This is a genomic window from Rhizomonospora bruguierae (assembly GCF_018397995.1).
GTDB lineage: Bacteria > Actinomycetota > Actinomycetes > Mycobacteriales > Micromonosporaceae > Rhizomonospora > Rhizomonospora bruguierae.
The window spans coordinates 24,453-41,815 of record NZ_BBQH01000025.1; the positions used below are offsets into that span (position 1 = coordinate 24,453).

The 17,363-nt window shown below is 72.8% G+C and carries 18 protein-coding genes; 7 read left to right on the plus strand and 11 right to left on the minus strand.

The genetic code is table 11. The features are described from left to right. The first annotated feature begins 19 nt into the window (after positions 1-19). A complete protein-coding gene (locus KJS59_RS14330; RefSeq protein WP_213453367.1) occupies positions 20-355 on the plus strand; it encodes a hypothetical protein in 336 nt (111 codons plus the stop codon). A 14-nt stretch (positions 356-369) separates the two neighbouring features. On the opposite strand, the gene KJS59_RS14335 is transcribed toward KJS59_RS14330, so the two are convergent. The 4 genes from KJS59_RS14335 to KJS59_RS14350 form a co-directional block, all read right to left on the minus strand. Then, on the minus strand, positions 370-837 hold the full coding sequence (locus KJS59_RS14335) for a ribose-5-phosphate isomerase (RefSeq protein ID WP_213453368.1): 468 nt from the start codon (positions 835-837) through the stop codon (positions 370-372). Between the two features lie 20 nt (positions 838-857). Continuing rightward, the gene (locus KJS59_RS14340) at positions 858-2,060 is read right to left on the minus strand and encodes a DUF1015 family protein (RefSeq protein WP_213453369.1); all 1,203 of its coding nucleotides are present in this window, start codon (positions 2,058-2,060) and stop codon (positions 858-860) included. Between the two features lie 122 nt (positions 2,061-2,182). Continuing rightward, positions 2,183-2,374, minus strand: a complete 192-nt coding sequence (locus KJS59_RS14345; protein WP_213453370.1) for a hypothetical protein — start codon at positions 2,372-2,374, stop codon at positions 2,183-2,185. A gap of 105 nt (positions 2,375-2,479) precedes the next feature. Continuing rightward, positions 2,480-3,085: a mycothiol-dependent nitroreductase Rv2466c family protein gene (locus KJS59_RS14350; protein WP_213453442.1), complete on the minus strand. Its 606-nt coding sequence runs from the start codon at positions 3,083-3,085 to the stop codon at positions 2,480-2,482. Between the two features lie 260 nt (positions 3,086-3,345). On the opposite strand from KJS59_RS14350, the gene pepN reads away from it, so the two are divergent. After that, positions 3,346-5,892: an aminopeptidase N gene (gene pepN / locus KJS59_RS14355; RefSeq protein WP_213453443.1), complete on the plus strand. Its 2,547-nt coding sequence runs from the start codon at positions 3,346-3,348 to the stop codon at positions 5,890-5,892. Between the two features lie 177 nt (positions 5,893-6,069). On the opposite strand, the gene KJS59_RS14360 is transcribed toward pepN, so the two are convergent. Together KJS59_RS14360 and ctaJ are read right to left on the minus strand one after the other, a co-directional pair. Then, positions 6,070-6,483, minus strand: a complete 414-nt coding sequence (locus tag KJS59_RS14360) for a DUF5130 family protein (protein ID WP_213453371.1) — start codon at positions 6,481-6,483, stop codon at positions 6,070-6,072. Next, positions 6,470-6,763, minus strand: a complete 294-nt coding sequence (gene ctaJ / locus KJS59_RS14365) for an aa3-type cytochrome oxidase subunit CtaJ (RefSeq protein ID WP_213453372.1) — start codon at positions 6,761-6,763, stop codon at positions 6,470-6,472. The genes KJS59_RS14360 and ctaJ overlap by 14 nt, the downstream gene beginning before the upstream one ends. Positions 6,764-6,889: 126 nt before the next feature. Between ctaJ and KJS59_RS14370 the strand changes: the two genes are divergently transcribed. Further along, a complete protein-coding gene (locus tag KJS59_RS14370) occupies positions 6,890-8,143 on the plus strand; it encodes a kynureninase (protein ID WP_213453373.1) in 1,254 nt (417 codons plus the stop codon). Positions 8,144-8,155: 12 nt separating this feature from the next. Here KJS59_RS14370 and KJS59_RS14375 read toward each other — a convergent pair whose 3' ends face one another. Further along, positions 8,156-8,683, minus strand: a complete 528-nt coding sequence (locus KJS59_RS14375; RefSeq protein WP_213453374.1) for an HNH endonuclease — start codon at positions 8,681-8,683, stop codon at positions 8,156-8,158. Between the two features lie 279 nt (positions 8,684-8,962). On the opposite strand from KJS59_RS14375, the gene KJS59_RS14380 reads away from it, so the two are divergent. The 4 genes from KJS59_RS14380 (at position 8,963) to KJS59_RS14395 (ending at position 13,597) form a co-directional block, all read left to right on the plus strand. Beyond that, a complete protein-coding gene (locus KJS59_RS14380) occupies positions 8,963-10,030 on the plus strand; it encodes a mechanosensitive ion channel family protein (protein WP_376771174.1) in 1,068 nt (355 codons plus the stop codon). 273 nt (positions 10,031-10,303) lie between these two features. Continuing rightward, positions 10,304-11,698, plus strand: coding sequence for an MFS transporter (locus KJS59_RS14385; RefSeq protein WP_376771175.1), 1,395 nt, complete (start codon positions 10,304-10,306; stop codon positions 11,696-11,698). Positions 11,699-11,716: 18 nt separating this feature from the next. Then, positions 11,717-12,118, plus strand: coding sequence for a globin (locus KJS59_RS14390; protein ID WP_213453376.1), 402 nt, complete (start codon positions 11,717-11,719; stop codon positions 12,116-12,118). 138 nt (positions 12,119-12,256) lie between these two features. Beyond that, positions 12,257-13,597 (plus strand): PKD domain containing protein, encoded by a 1,341-nt coding sequence (locus tag KJS59_RS14395; protein ID WP_213453377.1) that lies wholly within the window; start codon positions 12,257-12,259, stop codon positions 13,595-13,597. Positions 13,598-13,675: 78 nt separating this feature from the next. On the opposite strand, the gene KJS59_RS14400 is transcribed toward KJS59_RS14395, so the two are convergent. From KJS59_RS14400 to ettA, 4 genes are all read right to left on the minus strand, one after another. Next, positions 13,676-14,296, minus strand: coding sequence for a type III secretion system chaperone family protein (locus KJS59_RS14400; protein WP_249714118.1), 621 nt, complete (start codon positions 14,294-14,296; stop codon positions 13,676-13,678). Between the two features lie 177 nt (positions 14,297-14,473). Continuing rightward, positions 14,474-15,136 carry a hypothetical protein gene (locus tag KJS59_RS14405; protein WP_213453379.1) on the minus strand — a complete coding sequence of 221 codons (663 nt, stop codon included), beginning with the start codon at positions 15,134-15,136 and terminating at the stop codon, positions 14,474-14,476. Further along, positions 15,133-15,540: an acyl-CoA thioesterase gene (locus KJS59_RS14410; protein ID WP_213453445.1), complete on the minus strand. Its 408-nt coding sequence runs from the start codon at positions 15,538-15,540 to the stop codon at positions 15,133-15,135. Before KJS59_RS14410 ends, KJS59_RS14405 begins: the two co-directional genes overlap by 4 nt. 92 nt (positions 15,541-15,632) lie before the next feature. Continuing rightward, positions 15,633-17,309 carry an energy-dependent translational throttle protein EttA gene (gene ettA, locus KJS59_RS14415; RefSeq protein ID WP_213453380.1) on the minus strand — a complete coding sequence of 559 codons (1,677 nt, stop codon included), beginning with the start codon at positions 17,307-17,309 and terminating at the stop codon, positions 15,633-15,635. Positions 17,310-17,363: the final 54 nt, after the last annotated feature.

The window sequence follows — 17,363 nt, forward strand, 5'->3', positions numbered from 1 at the left end:
CTGCGGGTACGGTCGTGGCATGCCTGACAGCGAGCGGCGCCGGCGGCGGCACCGGCACACCTCGGGCGCCGCTGCCGGGCCCCCGGCGCCCGGCGAGCCCGTCGCCGACACGTCCGCGGTGCTCGACCCGGAGCCGGAGTCCGGGCGGGAGCGCGGCGGCCGGGGCGACGACACCGAACGCGGGCTGCGCGGGCTCGTCGGGGCCGGCTCCTCCCAGGTGAGCGTCGGCGCCGCCCTCCGCGCCCGGGACGCCGCCCGCCCCACCGAGGCGCACCTGGTCGACGCCGAGGCGCACCTGCACATCGTCCGCCGCGGCTGGGTGCCCCGGGAGGAGCTGCCCCGCGGCGGCCGGTGAGCCGCCCGCTCCGGCTACGGCAGCGGCGGCAGCTGGCGCGCCCGCTCATAGTCGGCGACCTGCGCGATGCGCCGGCTGTGCCGCTCCGCCTGCGAGAACGACGTGGCCAGGAACGCCTCGACGATCGCGGTGGCGTCGTCCAGCGTGTGCTGGCGGGCGCCGATGCCCACCACGTTCGCGTCGTTGTGCTCCCGGCACAGCCGCGCCGTCTCCACGCTCCAGGCCAGCGCAGCCCGCACCCCGACGACCTTGTTCGCGGCGATCTGCTCGCCGTTGCCCGAGCCGCCGATCACCACGCCCAGGCTGCCCGGGTCGGCCACCACCCGGGCACCCGTGTGCAGGCAGAACGCCGGGTAGTCGTCGTCCGGGTCGAACTGGTGCGGCCCCACGTCGACCACCTCGTACCCCTGGTTGGACAGGTAGGTGGCCAGGTGAACCTTGAGTTCGTAGCCGGCGTGGTCGGATCCCAGGTAGACGCGCATGGAGGCAGTCTGGCAGCCGATCACAACTGGGCGAGCACCAGGCCAGCCCGCGCCTTCGGCGTGAACCAGGTGCTCTTGCGCGGCATCTTCCGGCGGGCCAGGTTCACCGCCACGAACTCGTCCACGGTCACCGGCGCGATCAGCACCGCCAGTTCCGCCCGGCCCGCGTCCACCTCCGCGGCCAGCCACGTCGCCGGGTAGTCCCCGCCGACGTAGGTGATCCGCTTGTCGCCCGGGTCCAGCCCCAGCGCGTCCCGCAGCACCACCCGCTCCACCAGCGCGTGGTCCAGGTTCTCCACCACGTCGCCGCCGGGGTCCCCCGGCAGCCGCACGTCGTACAGCCGTCCGCCCCCCGCGTACAGGCGGATCATGCCGCCCCCGCCGGGCACCCTGGGCACCTCCTCGACCGCGCCAACGGCCGCGCCGGCCGCCCGCAGCCGGTCCAGCAACTCGTCGACGGTCGTCGGCAACTCGCTCACCAGCCGGTTGTACGGCTGGATCGCCACCGACGCGGGCGTCGTCACCACCGCGAGGAAGCGCGGCAGGCCGCCGGTCTGCGCCGCGAGGCTGCGGTGGTTCCCGTCCGCCACCACCAGCTCGCCGCCGCCGGCCAGCGCCAGCAACTTCGCCTGCAGCGACCCCGGCGGCACCGGCCAGATCGCGTGGGTGCGCCCGGCACCGTCGACGTCCGTCGCCGCGGGCGCCCCCGCCGCCTCGGTCGCCGCCGCCAGCGCCGCGTGCAGTTCCTCGCCCCGCCCGGTCTGCAGCAGCAGCACCGGCGAGAGCAGGTGCCCCGTCGCCTCGGCCAGCGCCACCCGCTCCCGCACCTTGGCGATGAACACGTCCTCGTTGCGGATCACCAGCCCCGGCTCGTCCGCGCTGGTGGAGATCTGGTCCGTGTCCACCGTGCACCACAGCCCGTACGCGGCCGCCTCGCTGGCCGGCTCGGTGATCCGGTACAGCACCGCCACGCCCTGCGCCGGCGTGTAGCTGCCGTCCGCCTTGGCCTCGCCCAGCCGCCGCACGGCCGCGGGCAGCGCGTCCAGGAACGACTCGCCCAGGCTCTCCGGGGCCCGGTGCGGCATCTCGATGCCGAGCGCGCTGCGCGGGTTGTCGGCGATGATCGCGGTAATCTCCGCGTCGTCGGCGAACTCGTCGTAGTTCTGCGCGCCGGTCCCGCCCGTCGTGATCCAGGCCCGGTCGATCGGATGCACCACCGTCATACCTCGGACGCTACCGGCGTCGCCGGCGCCGCCCGGCCTCCCCCCACCGCCCGTTCCACCCAGTGGTTCTGCCTTCCGATCCCTGCTCTGCGCCGGGCCCGGCACCCGCCCCGCAGGACGTGTTACGGGACCAGGGCGGGCTCGGGGCGGACCGGGAACGCGCCGACCAGGATCGGCGGCGCGACCAGGTCGGCGGGCGGGCCGGAGGCGGCCGGGGGTGGCGGGTCGACGGTCCAGTAGCTGGTGCCGGTGCTGGCCTCGACCTCGGACCGGGCGGCGCGGCGCCGCCAGGGGGTCGGGTTGTTCTCGGCCACCGAAAGTCGCCTCCGTCAGAAGGGTGCCGTGTCACTGTGGGCAACGACCAGCGTCGCGCCCGGGTCACGCCGGCGGCACCCCTCTGGCGGGTGGCGGACAGCGGTTCAGTCGAAGATCGGACCCAACTCCCGGGTGCGCTTCAGCTCGTAGAAGCCGGGGGTGCCGGCGACCAGCAGGACGCCGTCCCAGAGGCGGGCGGCGGCGTCGCCCTTGGGCGCGGGGGTGACGACCGGACCGAAGAAGGCGATCCGCTCGCCGGGCACCGGGCCGGGCGCGTGGATGACCGGGGTGCCCACGTCGGTGCCGACCGGCTTCATGCCGGCGTTGTGGCTGGCGCGCAGCGCCCCGTCGTACTCGGTGGAGTCGGCGACGGCGGCCAGCGCCGGGTCGGCACCGACCTCCGCCAGGGCGGCACGGTACAGGTCGGGGCCCAGATCCTGCTTGCCGAGGTGGATGCGGGTGCCGAGCGCGGTGTAGAGGTCCCGCAGCTTCTCCGGCCCGTACTTCTGCTCGACGGCGATGCAGACCCGTACCGGCCCCCAGCCCTTCGCCATCAGTTCGCGGTACTGCTCGGGCAGTTCGGCACGGCCCTCGTTCAGCACGGACAGGCTCATCACGTGGAACCGGATGGCCATCTCCCGGACCTTCTCGACCTCCAGCAGCCACCGGGACGTCATCCACGCCCAGGGACAGATGGGGTCGAACCACATGTCTGCGGTGTTGCGCTCGTCGGCCACGCCGAGCCTCCCCTGAAATCGGACCGGAGTGTGGAGTGTCCATCATGACGCTCCTTACGCATCCTGTACCCCTTGCCCCCACCCTGCACGGCGCTCAGCAAGTGACCTGGGGCACGCCGGCCCGGCTAGGGTGGCATGCAAAACTCGGCGCAGGGACGGGGCGCCGTACCGGGTCCGCCGCCAACGACGACGGCCGGATCGACCTTGTGGATGGAGAGTTGGCCGTGGCCGGAGTGCACAACCTGACCCAGGTGGAGGCGATCGAGCGGGCCCGCCTGCTCGACGTGACGGGGTACGACATCAGCCTGGATCTGACGGATGGCACCGGTGGCCCCGGCGAGGGCACCTTCCGCTCGGTCACCGAGGTGCGGTTCCGCTGCGCCCAGCCCGGCGCGGGCACGTTCGTGGAGGTGGCGGCGGAGCGGCTGCGGTCGGCCACGCTCAACGGCGAGCCGCTGGACGGGTCGGGCTGGAGCCCGGAGGGCGGGCTGCCGGTGCCCGACCTGGCCGAGGAGAACGTGCTGGTGGTGGACGCCGACTTCCCGTACTCCTCCAGCGGCCAGGGCCTGCACCGCAGCGTGGACCCGGTGGACAAGGAGGTCTACCTCTACAGCCAGTTCGAGACGAACGACGCCCAGCGCGTCTTCGCCTGCTTCGACCAGCCGGACCTGAAGAGCCAGTACACCTGGCGGGCGACCGTGCCGGGGCACTGGCGGGTGGTGTCCAACATGCCGGTGGAGCGGGAGGAGCCGGCGGACGCGGGCGCCAAGACGGTCCACTTCGTCCCCTCGGTGCGGATGAGCACCTACGTGACCGCGCTGTGCGCCGGCCCGTACCAGGAGTTCACCGACCACCACGACGGCATCGACCTCGGCGTCTACGCGCGGCGCAGCATGGCCCGGTACACCGACGCGGACGACCTGTTCCTGGTCACCAAGCAGGGCTTCGACTACTTCCACGAGAAGTTCGGGGTGCGCTACCCGCTCCCCAAGTACGACCAGCTGTGGGTGCCCGACTTCAACGCCGGCGCGATGGAGAACTTCGGCTGCGTGGTGCACGCCGAGCAGCGCTACATCTTCCGGTCCCAGGTGACCGACTACGAGCACGAGAACCGCGCCAACACCATCCTGCACGAACTGGCGCACATGTGGTTCGGCGACCTGGTGACCATGCGCTGGTGGGACGACCTGTGGCTGAACGAGTCGTTCGCGGAGTGGGCCAGCCACTGGTGCAACGCCAACGCCACCCGGTTCTCCGACGCCTGGACCACGTTCCTGGCGATCCGCAAGAACTGGGGCTACCGGCAGGACCAACTCTCCTCCACCCACCCGGTCTACACCGAGATGCCGGACGTCGCCGCCGTCGAGGTCAACTTCGACGGCATCACGTACGCCAAGGGCGCCAGCGTGCTCAAGCAGCTGGTCGCGTACGTGGGCGAGGAGGCGTTCCTGGCGGGGCTGCGCTCGTACTTCGCGAAGCACGCGTGGGGCAACGCGACGTTCACGGACCTGCTGAGCGCCCTGGAGGCGGCCTCCGGCCGGGAACTGCGGGACTTCTCGGCGCAGTGGTTGCAGACGGCGCAGGTCAACACGCTGCACCCGTCGTTCGAGCTGGCGGGCGACGGCACGTACGCCTCGGTGGCGGTACTCCAGGAGGCGCCGGCGCAGTACCCGACGCTGCGCACCCACCGGCTCGCGATCGGCCTGTACGACCTGAAGGACGGCGCGCTGGTCCGCCGGGAGCGCGTCGAGGTGGACGTGGCCGGCGAGCGCACCGAGGTGCCGGCGCTGGCCGGCCGCCCGGCGGCGGACGTGCTGCTGCTCAATGACGACGACCTGACCTACGCCAAGGTGCGCCTGGACGAGCGGTCGATGGCGGCGGTGGTGCGGCACATCGCCGGCATGGAGTCGTCGCTGGCCCGCTCGCTGCTCTGGACGGCGGCCTGGGACATGGTCCGGGACGCGGAACTTCCGGCCCGCGACTTCGTGGCGCTGGTCCTGGCCGGCCTGCCCGCCGAGCGGGACATGAGCCTGGTCACCGGCGTGCTGCGCCAGGTCGCGGGGGCGCTGTCGTACTACGCGGACCCGGCGTGGGCGCCGACCGGCTGGGCGGAGTTCGCCCGGGTCGCGCGGGCCACCGCGGCGGGCGCCGAGCCGGGCAGCGGGGCCCAGTTGCAGTGGGCCCGGGCGTTCGTCGGCGCGGCCCGGTCCGCGGCGGAGCTGGCCGTGCTGCGCGGCTGGCTGGCCGGCGACGGCGTGCCGGAGGGCCTGGCGATCGACACCGAGCTGCGCTGGGCGCTGCTGGCCACGCTGGTGGCGAACGGGGCGGCCGACGAGCAGGAGATCGAGGCGGAGCTGGAGCGGGACCGCACCGCCAGCGGCGAGCGGGAGGCCGCCCGGGTGCTGGCGCTGGTGCCGACCGAGGCGGCCAAGGCCGAGGTGTGGCGCCGCCTGACCGGCGACGAGGCGCTGCCGAACTGGCTGCACCGGTCGCTGCTGGAGGGCTTCCAGCACCCGGTGCAGGTGGGGCTGACCGCGCCGTACGCGCGGCGGTACCACGAGGTGGTGGACGCCGCCTGGGCGAGGCTGGACAGCGGCCCGGCGCACGAGTTCGTGCTGCTGGCCTACCCGACGTTCCAGATCAGCGGCGAGACGGTCGCCGAGACCGACGCGTGGCTGGCCGAGGCCGGGCGCCCGGCGTCGCTGCGCCGGCTGGTCGCGGAGGGCAAGGACGGCGTGGTGCGGGCGCTGCGGGCGCGGGAGCGGGACGCGGCGGCCTGAGGGGCGTGCGAAGGGGGCCGGCCCGTCTGGGCGCCGGCCCCCTTGTCGTCGCATGGGTGGCGCCGGGCGGGAACCACCCGGGAACGCGGCGCGTCCGATCGGCCATGACGCCGTTTGGAGACCCACCGGAAGAGGTCGTGGTCGTACCGCCGCCGGGTGCGCCGCCGCGGCGGCGGGTCAGCGGCTCCGGCCGCCCCGGTCGGCCAGCTGCGCCAGGCCGCTGATCACACCGCCGGCCAGGTCGCCGCCGGTGAACGCGGCCGCCATCGACAGGGCGGCCAGCTTGGCGTCCCGGTCGGTGATCCGCTTGCGGGCGTTCGCCCCGGTCACGATCTCCAGGACGCGCTGGCCGGGCGAGACCGCCAGCAGGACCGAGTCGTCCGGGGCGGGCAGTTCGGCGAGCAGCTTCTCGGCGTGCCCGCGGACCGGCTCGTCCAGTTCGCCCACGTACAGGCTGTAGGTCAGCCCGGTGGACTCGTCGGCGATCCGCAGCGCCTCGTCGAGGCGGAGCAGCTGGCGGGTGGTGAACGGCGAGTCGACGGGGTCCGCGACCGGGTTCACCTCGCCCTGGGTGTGGCTACCAGCGGTCACTTGCGCCTCCCGTACCGCGCGGCCCGGCCGGCCGCTCCTGCACCGTCAGCCCGGCCGCGGCCGAGGTGGCCGGCAGGGCGCGGTAGGTGCCGCCCGCGGCGAGCTCCCGGCCACCGCCGGGCTCGGCGCCGCCCGCCGCGTTGGACAGGAACCAGACCGGGGTGAACTCGTACGGCCGCCCCGGCCGGTACCGGCGGCCACGGCGCCGGCTCCCGCCGAGCATCGCCAGGGCGGCGACGACCGCGAAGATCACCGCGGGCACGATGACATAGATGAGCACCGTACTGCTAACGGCCAATGCCTCCGCCCCCCGGCGTCGCAACGACTTCGGACGGTCTCACGGTAGCGGAGCCACCAGGGGATACCCGAGCCGGGGGCGATCTATCGCGGTGTCTACCGTGGCGCCGTGGACGATCTCCTCGCCGCCGCCCGCGCGCTCGATGCCCGCGACGACCTCGCCGGATTCCGGAGCCGATTTATCATCGTCGATGACGATCTGATCTATCTGGACGGAAATTCCCTGGGCAGGCTCCCGCTGGCCACCCGGGACCGGCTCCGCACCGTCGTCGAGACGGAGTGGGGCGAGCGGCTCATCGACGGCTGGTCGGAGTGGATCGGGCTGGCCCGCGAGGCCGGCGCCGCGCTCGCCGGCCGGGTCCTGGACGCCGCGCCCGAGGAGCTGGTACTCGCCGACTCCACCACGGTCAACCTCTACAAGCTCGCCGCCGCCGCGCTCGACGCCCGCCCCGGGCGCCGCGTCATCGTCACGGACGACGACAACTTCCCCACCGACCGGTACGTGCTCCAGGGCCTCGCCGCCGCGCGGGGCCTGGACCTGCGGGTCCTCGCGACCGACCCGGACCGGGGCGTGGACGCGGCCGCGGTCCGGGACGCCCTGGACGACGATGTGGCCCTGGTCAGCCTGTCGCACGTCGCGTACCGGTCCGGCGCCGTCGCCGACCTGCCCGGCATCACCGCCGACGCGCACGCCGCCGGGGCGCTGACCCTGTGGGACCTGTCGCACTCGGTCGGCTCGGTGCCGATCCCGCTCGCGGCGGCCGGCGCCGACCTGGCGGCCGGCTGCACGTACAAGCACCTCAACGGCGGGCCGGGCGCCCCGTCCTTCGTGTACGTGCGCGGCGGGCTCCAGGCCGAACTGCGCCAACCCATCTGGGGCTGGTTCGGCCAGCGGGACCAATTCGGCATGGCCGGCGGCTACGACCCGGCGGACTCGATCGACCGGTTCCTGGTGGGCACCCCGCCGGTGCTCGGCGCGTACGGGGCGCTGGAGGGCATCCGGCTCACCGCGGAGGCGGGCATCGACCGGATCGCCGCCAAGGCACGCGGGCTCGGCCGGTACGCGTGCGACCTGTACGACGCCTGGCTGGCCCCGCTCGGCCTGACGCTCGCCTCGCCACGCGACGACGACCGCCGGGGCGCCCACGTCACGCTGCACCACCCGCAGGCGTGGCGGATGTGCCAGGCACTCAAGGCGGCGAAGGTGATCCCCGACTTCCGCACCCCGGACCGCCTGCGCCTCGGCCTCGCCCCGCTGTACACCCGGTACGAGGACGTGTACACCGGGCTGGCGCGGCTGCGCGACATCGTCGCGGACGGCTCCTACCTGGCGTTCCCGGCGCAGCGCACGCGCGTGACATAACCGGGCCGGGCGCTAGGCCGCCATCCCGGGCAGGTCGAGCCAGTCCGCCCAGCGGGGATCGGGCGTCCGGTGCCCCAAGACGCGCCACGCCGCGCCCTTCGGCGCGGCGGGGATGGCGTTGAGCCGCCAACCGAGTTCGGCGACGGTGCGATCCCCTTTGGTGTGGTTGCACCGGGCGCAGGCCGCCACCACGTTCTCCCAGGCGTGCCGGCCGCCCCGGCTGCGCGGCATGACGTGGTCGATCGTCTCGGCCGGCCCGCGGCAGTACGCGCACCGGCCGCCGTCCCGGGCGAAGATCGCCCGGCGGGACAGGCCGATGTGGGTCCGATACGGCACGCGCACGTACCGAGTCAGCCGGATCACGGACGGGACGGGCATCTCGCGGCGGACGCTGTGCAGCATGCCCTCGCCGTCCGCGACGCACACGGCACGGGCGGACAACACGAGGATGGTCGCTCGGCGGACGGACACCACGCACAGGGGCTCGTATGTCGCGTTGAGAACCAACGCGGCGGCACTCCTGCTGCGTATGTCAGGCATCGCCGTCACCCTCCGGTCCTGGGCCCCGCTCCTGTCAGTTGCCGACGGACTCCGCGCGGCCACCGCATGCGGCCTCGCCGCGCCGACCGATCGCCGACGCCTGTGCGCCAATAGTCCCCGATAGGTGAGTGAATTGCACGTACTAATCGCCCCCCGATCACGCCCCTGGGAAGTGAAGCTTTGACACCGCTGCGTGAGTTGCCCGTTTCGTACCGATTGACCGACGCCCATGCGGGACCCCGCCTGTCACACCCGCCCCCAATGCGGTACTAAAGGTCCGTGCTCGCACGCCTGCCACTCGAAGCCCTTCTGGCGCTGCCGCCCGACCCGAGCCCCGGGGCCCCCACCGAGACCATCGGGCCGGCCTGCACCAACGATCCGCTGTGCACCCAGATGTACGACCTCACGGGCTCCGTTTGGTTCGCCGAGAGCAGCTACTGGATTCTGATCAAGCCGCTGCGCATTCTCGGCATCATCCTGGTCGCGGTGCTGCTGCGGTTCCTGCTCCAGCGGGCGATCAGCCGGCTGGTCCGGACCACTTCCAACGGCGCCGTCCCGACCGCGCTGAAGCCGCTGCGGGAGCGGATGAACGCGGCCCTCCAGCAGGACGCCGCCGCCATTCCCGAACGCCGCCGCCAGCGCGCCGAGGCGATCGGGTCGGTGCTGCGCAGCTTCGTCACCGCCACCGTGTTCGGGGTCGCGCTGCTGCTGGTCCTCGGCGAACTCGGGTTCAACCTCGGCCCGCTGCTGGCCAGCGCCGGCATCGTCGGCGTGGCCCTGGGCTTCGGCGCGCAGTCCCTGGTGAAGGATCTGATCGCCGGGCTGTTCATGCTGCTGGAGGACCAGTACGGCGTCGGCGACACGGTGGACGTGGGCGAGGCGACCGGCACGGTCGAGTCGGTGGGGCTGCGGGTCACCACGATCCGGGACGGCCGGGGCGTCCTCTGGTACATCCGCAACGGCGAGATCGTCCGGGTCGGCAACAAGAGCCAGGGCTGGGCGGTGGTGGTCGTGGACATGCCGATCGGCTTCGCCGGCGTCGAGGAGGCCGGCACCGTGCTGCGCGAGGCCGCCGCCACGGTCGCCGGGGACCCGGCGTACGCCGAGTACTTCATCGACCCGCCGGAGGTGCTCGGGGTCGAGCAGATCACGGTGGACGGCGCGGTGGTCCGCACGATCGCCAAGACCACCGCCGAGGGCCAGTTCCGGGTCAACCGCGCACTGCGCCGCCGGCTCGCCGAGGCGCTGGACGACGCCGGCATCACGGCCCGGATCGCCGCCGGCCGGGTGTACCCCCGACCGGCCGCACCCCCCGACGACGCGCTCGGCGCGGGCAGCGCCACCTGACCACCCGGCGGTACCGGCGTTATCAACGTGGCCTGGACGGATCGGCCGCCTCGACCGGGCGGCCTAGGGTTCCGTACCGGCCGGCGACTTAGGTATCGTCCTTTCGTTCAGTCGGACAGACGACCACACCGCCGTTCGCCCTAGCCAGGGTTAAGCAATTCAGGCAGAATCCCGGACAAAGCTTCGGTCGAAGCTTGCCGATAGGTCGAAGAGTCCGAACCGTTTGGCTACGTTCCGCGACGAGAAACACCGTGGCGGTGGCTGTCGGTAGCGATGGAGGACCCCGTGTCCAGCGAGGTGCGTGCCACACAGCGCCCGGCGACATTTCGCGAGGTGTTCGCGAGCCGGGAGTTCGGGGCACTGTACCTGGCGAGCGCCATCTCCTGGTTCGGCGACTACCTCGCGCGCGCCGCCGTCACCGGCCTGGTCTACGAGAAGACCTCCTCGGTCGCGCTGTCCGCCGCGACGTTCGCGCTCAGTTACGCACCCTGGATCGTCGGCGGGCCGTTCCTCGCGGCGCTCGCCGAGCGGCTGCCGTTCCGGCGGGTCATGGTGTTCTGCGATGTCTTGCGAATGCTGCTCATCTCGGCGGTCGCGCTCCCGTTCCTGCCCATCCCGGCGCTGCTCGGCCTGCTGTTCCTCACCGCCCTGCTGAACCCGCCGGCCCAGGCGGCCCGCTCCGCGCTCATCCCGGTCCTGCTCACCGGCGACCGGCTCGTCGTCGGCCTGGCCCTGAACATCACCACCGGCCAAATCGCCCAGTTCACCGGGTACGCGGTCGGCTCGCTGCTGGTCCCGGTGAACCCCCGGCTGGCGCTGATCGTCGACGGGTTCACGTTCCTGATCTCGGCCGTACTGCTGCGCGTCGGGTTGCGCGAGCACCCCTCGCTGCTGCCCGCCGAGGAGGAGCGCCACCTGCTCCGAGACACCGTCGATGGGTTCCGCGTCGTCTTCGGCACCCGCATCCTGCGGGCGATCGCGATCCTGGTGTTCAGTTCCATGCTGGTCGCCGCCGTCCCGGACGGGCTGGCGGCCGCCTGGGCCGCCGAGGTGAGCAGCGACGGTGCGCGCGGCGTCAGCCAGAGCGTGATCATGGCGGCCCACCACGTCGGCTACGTCCTCGCCGGCCTGATCATCGGCCGTCTCGTCCGCCCCGCCATGCGCCGGTCCCTGATCCGGCCGTTCGCGGTGCTGGCGCCGCTGGCCCTGGTACCGGCGGTGCTGAACCCGCCGGTGGCCGGCATCGCCCTGATGTCCGCCTGCTGCGGCTTCGCCACCGCCGGCATGCTGCCGGCGGCCAACGGCCTGTTCGTGCAGGTTCTGCCCGCGGCCTACCGGGCCCGGGCGTTCGGCGTCATGCAGAGCGGTGTGCAGATCATGCAGGGCGTGGGCGTCATGGCGACCGGCCTGCTCGCCGACCGGCTCAGCCTGCCGATGGTGGTCGGCCTGTGGAGCCTCGCCGGGGTCGCGCTGATCCTCGCCGCCTCCCTCAACTGGCCCTCCGCCAGTTCCATCGAGCACGCCATCACCACCAACGCGCAACTCAACGAGGCCGCCGCCGCGCCCGCCCAGCCGGTGCCGGCCGCCGGGCACGCCGTCACGGGCGCCATCCCGAGCGCCGCCGCGGGCGAGGCCGCGCGGCCCGCCACGGGCGGGGTCTCCCTGTAGACCTGGCAGTATGGAGGGGTGAGCGACCCCTCCACCTTCTACGACGAGATCGGCGGCGAGCCCGCGTTCCGCAAGCTGATCGACGAGTTCTACGCCGGGGTCGCCACCGACCCGATCCTGCGTCCCCTCTACCCGGAGGAGGATCTGGGCCCGGCCAACGAGCGGTTCCGGCTGTTCCTCATGCAGTACTGGGGCGGCCCGACCACCTACTCCGAGCGGCGCGGCCACCCCCGCCTGCGCATGCGCCACGCCCCGTTCCGCATCGGCCCCGCCGAGCGGGACGCCTGGCTCGCCCAGATGCGCCGCGCCCTGACCACGCTCAACCTCCCGCCGGAGCAGGACAAGATCTTCTGGGACTACCTGGAGCGCGCCGCCTGGTTCATGGTCAACACCATGGATGACGCCTCCCCCACCCCCTGACGCGCGGCGAGCCACAGCGGCCTCCGCCCCCTCCCGCACCGCGCCGGGCCACACGACACACGGACAAGGCAGAACGAAAAGGGCATTTCTTCGTTGACGGTGTGTCCCCATCCCCGAGCCGTCACGGGAGCCGCCCCCATGCGCCGACGCCTACTCGCCTTCACCGCCCTCATCGCCACGACCGTGGCCGCCGGGGTCCTGCCCGCCACGGCACAGACCGCACACCCCGAAGTGGTGAGCGACGACCCGGTGGACTGGACCCCCCACGTGCTGGACGGGACGGTCCGGGCGATCACCGTGGTGGACCGGACGGTGGTGGTCGGCGGCGACTTCACCGAGGTGACGGACGCCCCGGCCCGCTGGCGGTACCAGCGGCCGTACCTGTTCGCATTCGGGCTGGACAACGGGCAGGTGCACTCCTTCGCCCCGGACCTCGACGGTCCGGTGTACGCGCTGGCACCGGGCGCCGACGGCACCGTCTACGTGGGCGGGGCGTTCAAGCAGGTCAACGGCGCCAGTCAGCGGGGCGTCGCGCGGCTGCGGGTCAGCGACGGGGCACGGCTGCCCGACTTCGCGGCCCGGATCAACTGGGGCGACGTGCGCACGCTCGCCGTCCGGGGCGACCGGGTGTACGCGGGCGGCACGTTCAGCGCCATGACCGGCGTGCCCCGCGTCGGACTGGCCCGGATCGACGCCGTGACCGGCGCCGTGGACCACGGGTTCGACGCGAGGCTGGCGGCGCGGGGCCTGACCCGGGTCAAAGTGGAGGACATGGCGCTCTCGCCCAACGGCGCCCGCCTCGTGGTCATCGGCGGGTTGACCCACGCCGGCGAGCAGCCGCGCAGCCAGGTGGCGGTGCTCGACGCCCGCGACGGCGCCGCGGTCGACTGGTACACCACCGCCTACCAGCCGGTGTGCAGCCCCAGCGACTTCGAGACGTACGTGCGCGGCGTGGACCTCGCCCCGGACGGCAGCTACTTCGTGGTGGTCACCACCGGGCACGACTCGGCACCGGACCGGATGTGCGATACGGCGGCGCGCTTCGACCTGGCCGGCACGGGGCGGCACGATCCGACGTGGGTGAACCACACGGGCGGGAACACCCTGTACGCGGTGGCCGTGACCGGCAGCGCCGTCTACGTGGGCGGCCACCAGCAGTGGCTGGACAACCCGTACGGGCACAAGACGGCCGGCCCGGGTGCGGTGAGCCGACCGGGGATCGGGGCGATCGACCCGCGCACCGGCAAGGCACTGCCGTGGAACCCCACCCGTACCCGGGGCGTGGGGGTGCGAGCGTTCGTCGCCATCCCCGAGGGGCTGCTGGTCGGCTCCGACACCGACCAACTCGGCCGCGAGTACCACGGCCGGATCGGCATGTTCCCCACCGGCGCCACGGGCGGCTCCGGCCGCCCCGGCGCCTGGGATGCCGGCCGGCCCGTCATCAAGCCGGCCGGCGTGGTGCGGCGACCGGTCGGCTGACGCACGGCCGGTGCGGTGAGGACGGGCGTCAAGGGTGGTGGCGCCCGTCCTCACAAGACCCGGTCCGGCCGGCGCCGGTCAGAGCAGCGCGCCCTCGTCGTGCAGCCAGTCCACAAAGGACGTGGCGACCGCGGCGCCGCAGTCCAGCAACTCCACCAGGAGCGCGTCGTGCGCCCCGGCGGAGAGCGGGACCTGCATCTCCGCGTAGATCGGCAACTGGCCGCGCTCGGTCGGGTCGCCCACGTACGCCTTGCAGAACCGGCGGGTGTGGTTCCACTCGTTGACGACCCGGTACGCGTGGTCGGCCCAGTCCGGCGGGACGGTGGAGTGCGGCCGGGCGCGCACCACGAGGATCTCGTCGTCCGGACCCTCCAAAGTGAACAGCACGGCGTGCCGCTCCCACATCGCCAGCAGGCTGCCGTCGCCGTCGGCCAGGTACTTCACGTCCAGCAGGTCGAGAGCCTCGCCGAGGCGTTGGAGCGTGACCTCGGAGACGACCACCGGAAGGGTCTCGACGCTCGACCGCTCCACCTGGCGCTCGATCGGGCGCTCGGCCTGGCGTTCCGCCGGCGGAGGCGCCGACGAGGGGCTGCGCTGGGCCGGTGGGCCGAATCGCACGGCCCGCTCGGCTCCGGTCGCTGACCGCGAACCGGACGTTCCGCCACCCGGCTGCCCGGGGCGCCATGACCACCACGGCATAGTCGTGCACCTCGCTCCCCAGCGGATCCGGCTGAGTACTGTGCGTCGGACCCGAGGCACGACGCTACCCGTACAGCCGGCTCAGGTCATCCCCCCAACGGCCTGCGTTGTCTTCACGGACCATAACGGGTCAGCCGAATGGATGACTAGGCCCATCCCGGGCGGAAGCCGGGAAACCTACCCCCGGGGGCGCAGCGACAGGGTGTGGGCCGTGCGCAGCCACGCGGTGCCAAACGGTGCGGCCAGCCCGACCCAGTCACCGCCGCTCCTGACCCCCACCGGCGCCTCCTGCCCGGCGGCGTCGGCGGCGCCCAGGAAGCCCATCTGGAGGACGGCCTGCACGAGCCGCTGCGGCACCTCGATCGGCGGGCCGGACGGGGTGGTCACGGTGATCGCCACGTGGTCGAGGAGCGCGTCGCGCAGGACCCGCTGCCCCACCGGGCGGCCGCGCACCCCGCTCTCGGCGGCCTCGCGCAGCGTACCGGCGGCGGCCGCCCCGATCCGGCGCAGCCGGGACGCGGGCACCCGCTCGACCTGCTCGACCGCGTTCGGCGGCAGCGGCCAGCGCCAGTCCCCGTCGCGGGCCGGCGGCAGAATCGTGCCCCCCTTGGCCAGTTCCGCCAGCAGGGCACCGGCGGAGACCGTCACGTCACCGCAGCCCCCGCCCCGGACCGTGCGGGTGACCAGCACGTTCCACGGCAGCATCGCCCACAGTTCGACACCGGCGCCGGCCCGGCACAGGCGCACCGGGGCCGCCGGGTTCAGGCGGGCCAGCCGGGCCAGGAAGGCCCCGGCGTCCGACACGCCGGCCAGGCCGTGGGTCAGCCCGGTCGCGCTCATGGCTGCTCCTCCCGGTACCGGCCCAGAAACTCGGCCTCCTCGGCGGTGAGCCGGCGGGGACGCTGCGCCGCCAGGTCGTACGGCGCGCAGACCGAGCGGGCCCGGCTGGCCACCGCGTCGCCGTCGAACAACTCGTACCCGACGTCGAACCGGGACGGTCGAATCTGCTCGATCCACAACTCGATGCGGACCTTGTCGTCGAAGTCGACCGGGCGCAGGTAGTCGACCTCGTGGCGGACGATCACCACGCCCCGCTCCAGCGAGGTGAGCCCCGCCGCGCGCGCACCGATGAACATCAGGGCGACCCGCGCCTCCTCGTACAGGGTGAGGAAGCGGGCGTTGTTGACGTGGCCGTAGGCGTCCATGTCGGACCAGCGGACGGCGACGTGGTGGATGTACCGCAAACCGGTCACACCCCACCGCGGGAGGCGGTCGGCAGCATGGGGACAGCGTCCCACATGCCGCCGATCCGGCCGCTACCCGCGCACGGGTGATCTCAGTCTCGGGTCAACTTCCGGTACGTCACCCGGTGCGGCCGGGCCGCCTCGGCGCCCAGCCGGTCGATCTTGTTCTTCTCGTACGCCTCGAAGTTGCCCTCGAACCAGAACCAGCGGTCCGGGTCCTCTTCGGTGCCCTCCCAGGCCAGGATGTGCGTGGCGACCCGGTCCAGGAACATCCGGTCGTGGGAGATCACCACGGCGCAGCCGGGGAACTCCAGCAGCGCGTTCTCCAGGCTGGACAGGGTCTCCACGTCCAGGTCGTTGGTGGGCTCGTCGAGCAGGATCACGTTCCCGCCGATCTTCAGCGTGAGCGCCAGGTTGAGCCGGTTGCGCTCGCCACCGGAGAGCACCTTCGTGGGCTTCTGCTGGTCCGGGCCCTTGAAGCCGAACGCGGCCACGTAGGCCCGGGACGGCATCTCGACCTTGCCGACCATCAGGTGGTCCAGCCCGTCGGAGACGATCTCCCAGACGGTCTTGTCGCCGTGCAGGCCCTCGCGGTTCTGGTCGACGTAGGACAGTTGGACCGTCTCGCCGACCTTCACCGCGCCGGCGTCCGGCTGCTCCAGGCCCACGATCGTCTTGAACAGCGTGGTCTTACCGACGCCGTTCGGGCCGATGATGCCGACGATGCCGTTGCGCGGCAGCGAGAAGCTCAGGTCGTCGATGAGGACCCGGTCGCCGAAGCCCTTCTTCAGGTGGCTGACCTCGATGACCGTGTTGCCCAGGCGCGGGCCCGGCGGGATCTGGATCTCCTCGAAGTCCAGCTTGCGGGTCTTCTCCGCCTCGGTGGCCATCTCCTCGTACCGGTCCAGCCGGGCGCGCGACTTGGTCTGCCGCGCCTTGGCGTTGGACCGCACCCACTCCAGCTCGTCGGACAGCCGCTTCTTCAGCTTGGCGTCCCGGCGGCCCTCCACGGACAGCCGCTGCGCCTTCTTCTCCAGGTACGTGGAGTAGTTGCCCTCGTAGCCGATGGCCCGGCCGCGGTCCAGCTCGAGGATCCAGCCGGCCACGTTGTCCAGGAAGTACCGGTCGTGGGTGATCGCCAGCACGGTGCCGGCGTACTTGGCCAGGTGCTGCTCCAGCCACTGCACGCTCTCCGCGTCCAGGTGGTTGGTGGGCTCGTCCAGCAGCAGCAGGTCCGGCGCCTCCAGCAGCAGCTTGCACAGCGCCACCCGGCGCCGCTCGCCACCGGAGAGCTGGCCGACCTCGGCGTCCGGCGGCGGGCAGCGCAGCGCGTCCATCGCCAGTTCGAGCTTGGAGTCGATGTCCCACGCGTCGGCGTGGTCCAGCTCCTCCTGAAGCCGGCCCATCTCCTCCATCAGCTCGTCGGAGTAGTCCGTCGCCATCTGCTCGGCGATCTTGTTGAACCGCTCCAGCTTCGCCTTCGTCTCGGCGACCGCCTCCTCGATGTTGCCGAGAACGGTCTTCTCCTCGTTCAGCGGCGGCTCCTGCGCCAGCAGGCCGGCGGTGTAGCCGGGCATCAGCCGGGCCTCGCCGTTGCTGGGCCGGTCCAACCCCGCCATGATCTTGAGCAGGCTGGACTTGCCGGCCCCGTTCGGGCCGACGACGCCGATCTTCGCACCGGGCAGGAAGCTCAGCGTCACGTTGTCCAGCACGACCTTGTCGCCGTGCGCCTTGCGCGCCTTCTCCAAGACGTAGATGTACTGGGCCACGGTGCGGCCTACCTCCGGTAATTCGCAGAAAGTCGTGCGGCTCGGGCCGCCGTC

Excerpts from the sequence above, each read along its gene's own strand:
- KJS59_RS14330 (WP_213453367.1), top strand. The coding sequence starts at position 20 with ATGCCTGACAGCGAGCGGCGCCGGCGGCGGCACCGGCACACCTCGGGC.
- KJS59_RS14405 (WP_213453379.1), bottom strand. The coding sequence starts at position 15,136 with ATGAGCGCGACCGGGCTGACCCACGGCCTGGCCGGCGTGTCGGACGCC.
- KJS59_RS14350 (WP_213453442.1), bottom strand. The coding sequence starts at position 3,085 with ATGTGGTTCGACCCCATCTGTCCCTGGGCGTGGATGACGTCCCGGTGG.
- KJS59_RS14395 (WP_213453377.1), top strand. The coding sequence starts at position 12,257 with ATGCGCCGACGCCTACTCGCCTTCACCGCCCTCATCGCCACGACCGTG.
- KJS59_RS14340 (WP_213453369.1), bottom strand. The coding sequence starts at position 2,060 with ATGACGGTGGTGCATCCGATCGACCGGGCCTGGATCACGACGGGCGGG.
- KJS59_RS14400 (WP_249714118.1), bottom strand. The coding sequence starts at position 14,296 with ATGCCGTGGTGGTCATGGCGCCCCGGGCAGCCGGGTGGCGGAACGTCC.
- KJS59_RS14335 (WP_213453368.1), bottom strand. The coding sequence starts at position 837 with ATGCGCGTCTACCTGGGATCCGACCACGCCGGCTACGAACTCAAGGTT.
- KJS59_RS14375 (WP_213453374.1), bottom strand. The coding sequence starts at position 8,683 with ATGCCTGACATACGCAGCAGGAGTGCCGCCGCGTTGGTTCTCAACGCG.
- KJS59_RS14385 (WP_376771175.1), top strand. The coding sequence starts at position 10,304 with ATGGAGGACCCCGTGTCCAGCGAGGTGCGTGCCACACAGCGCCCGGCG.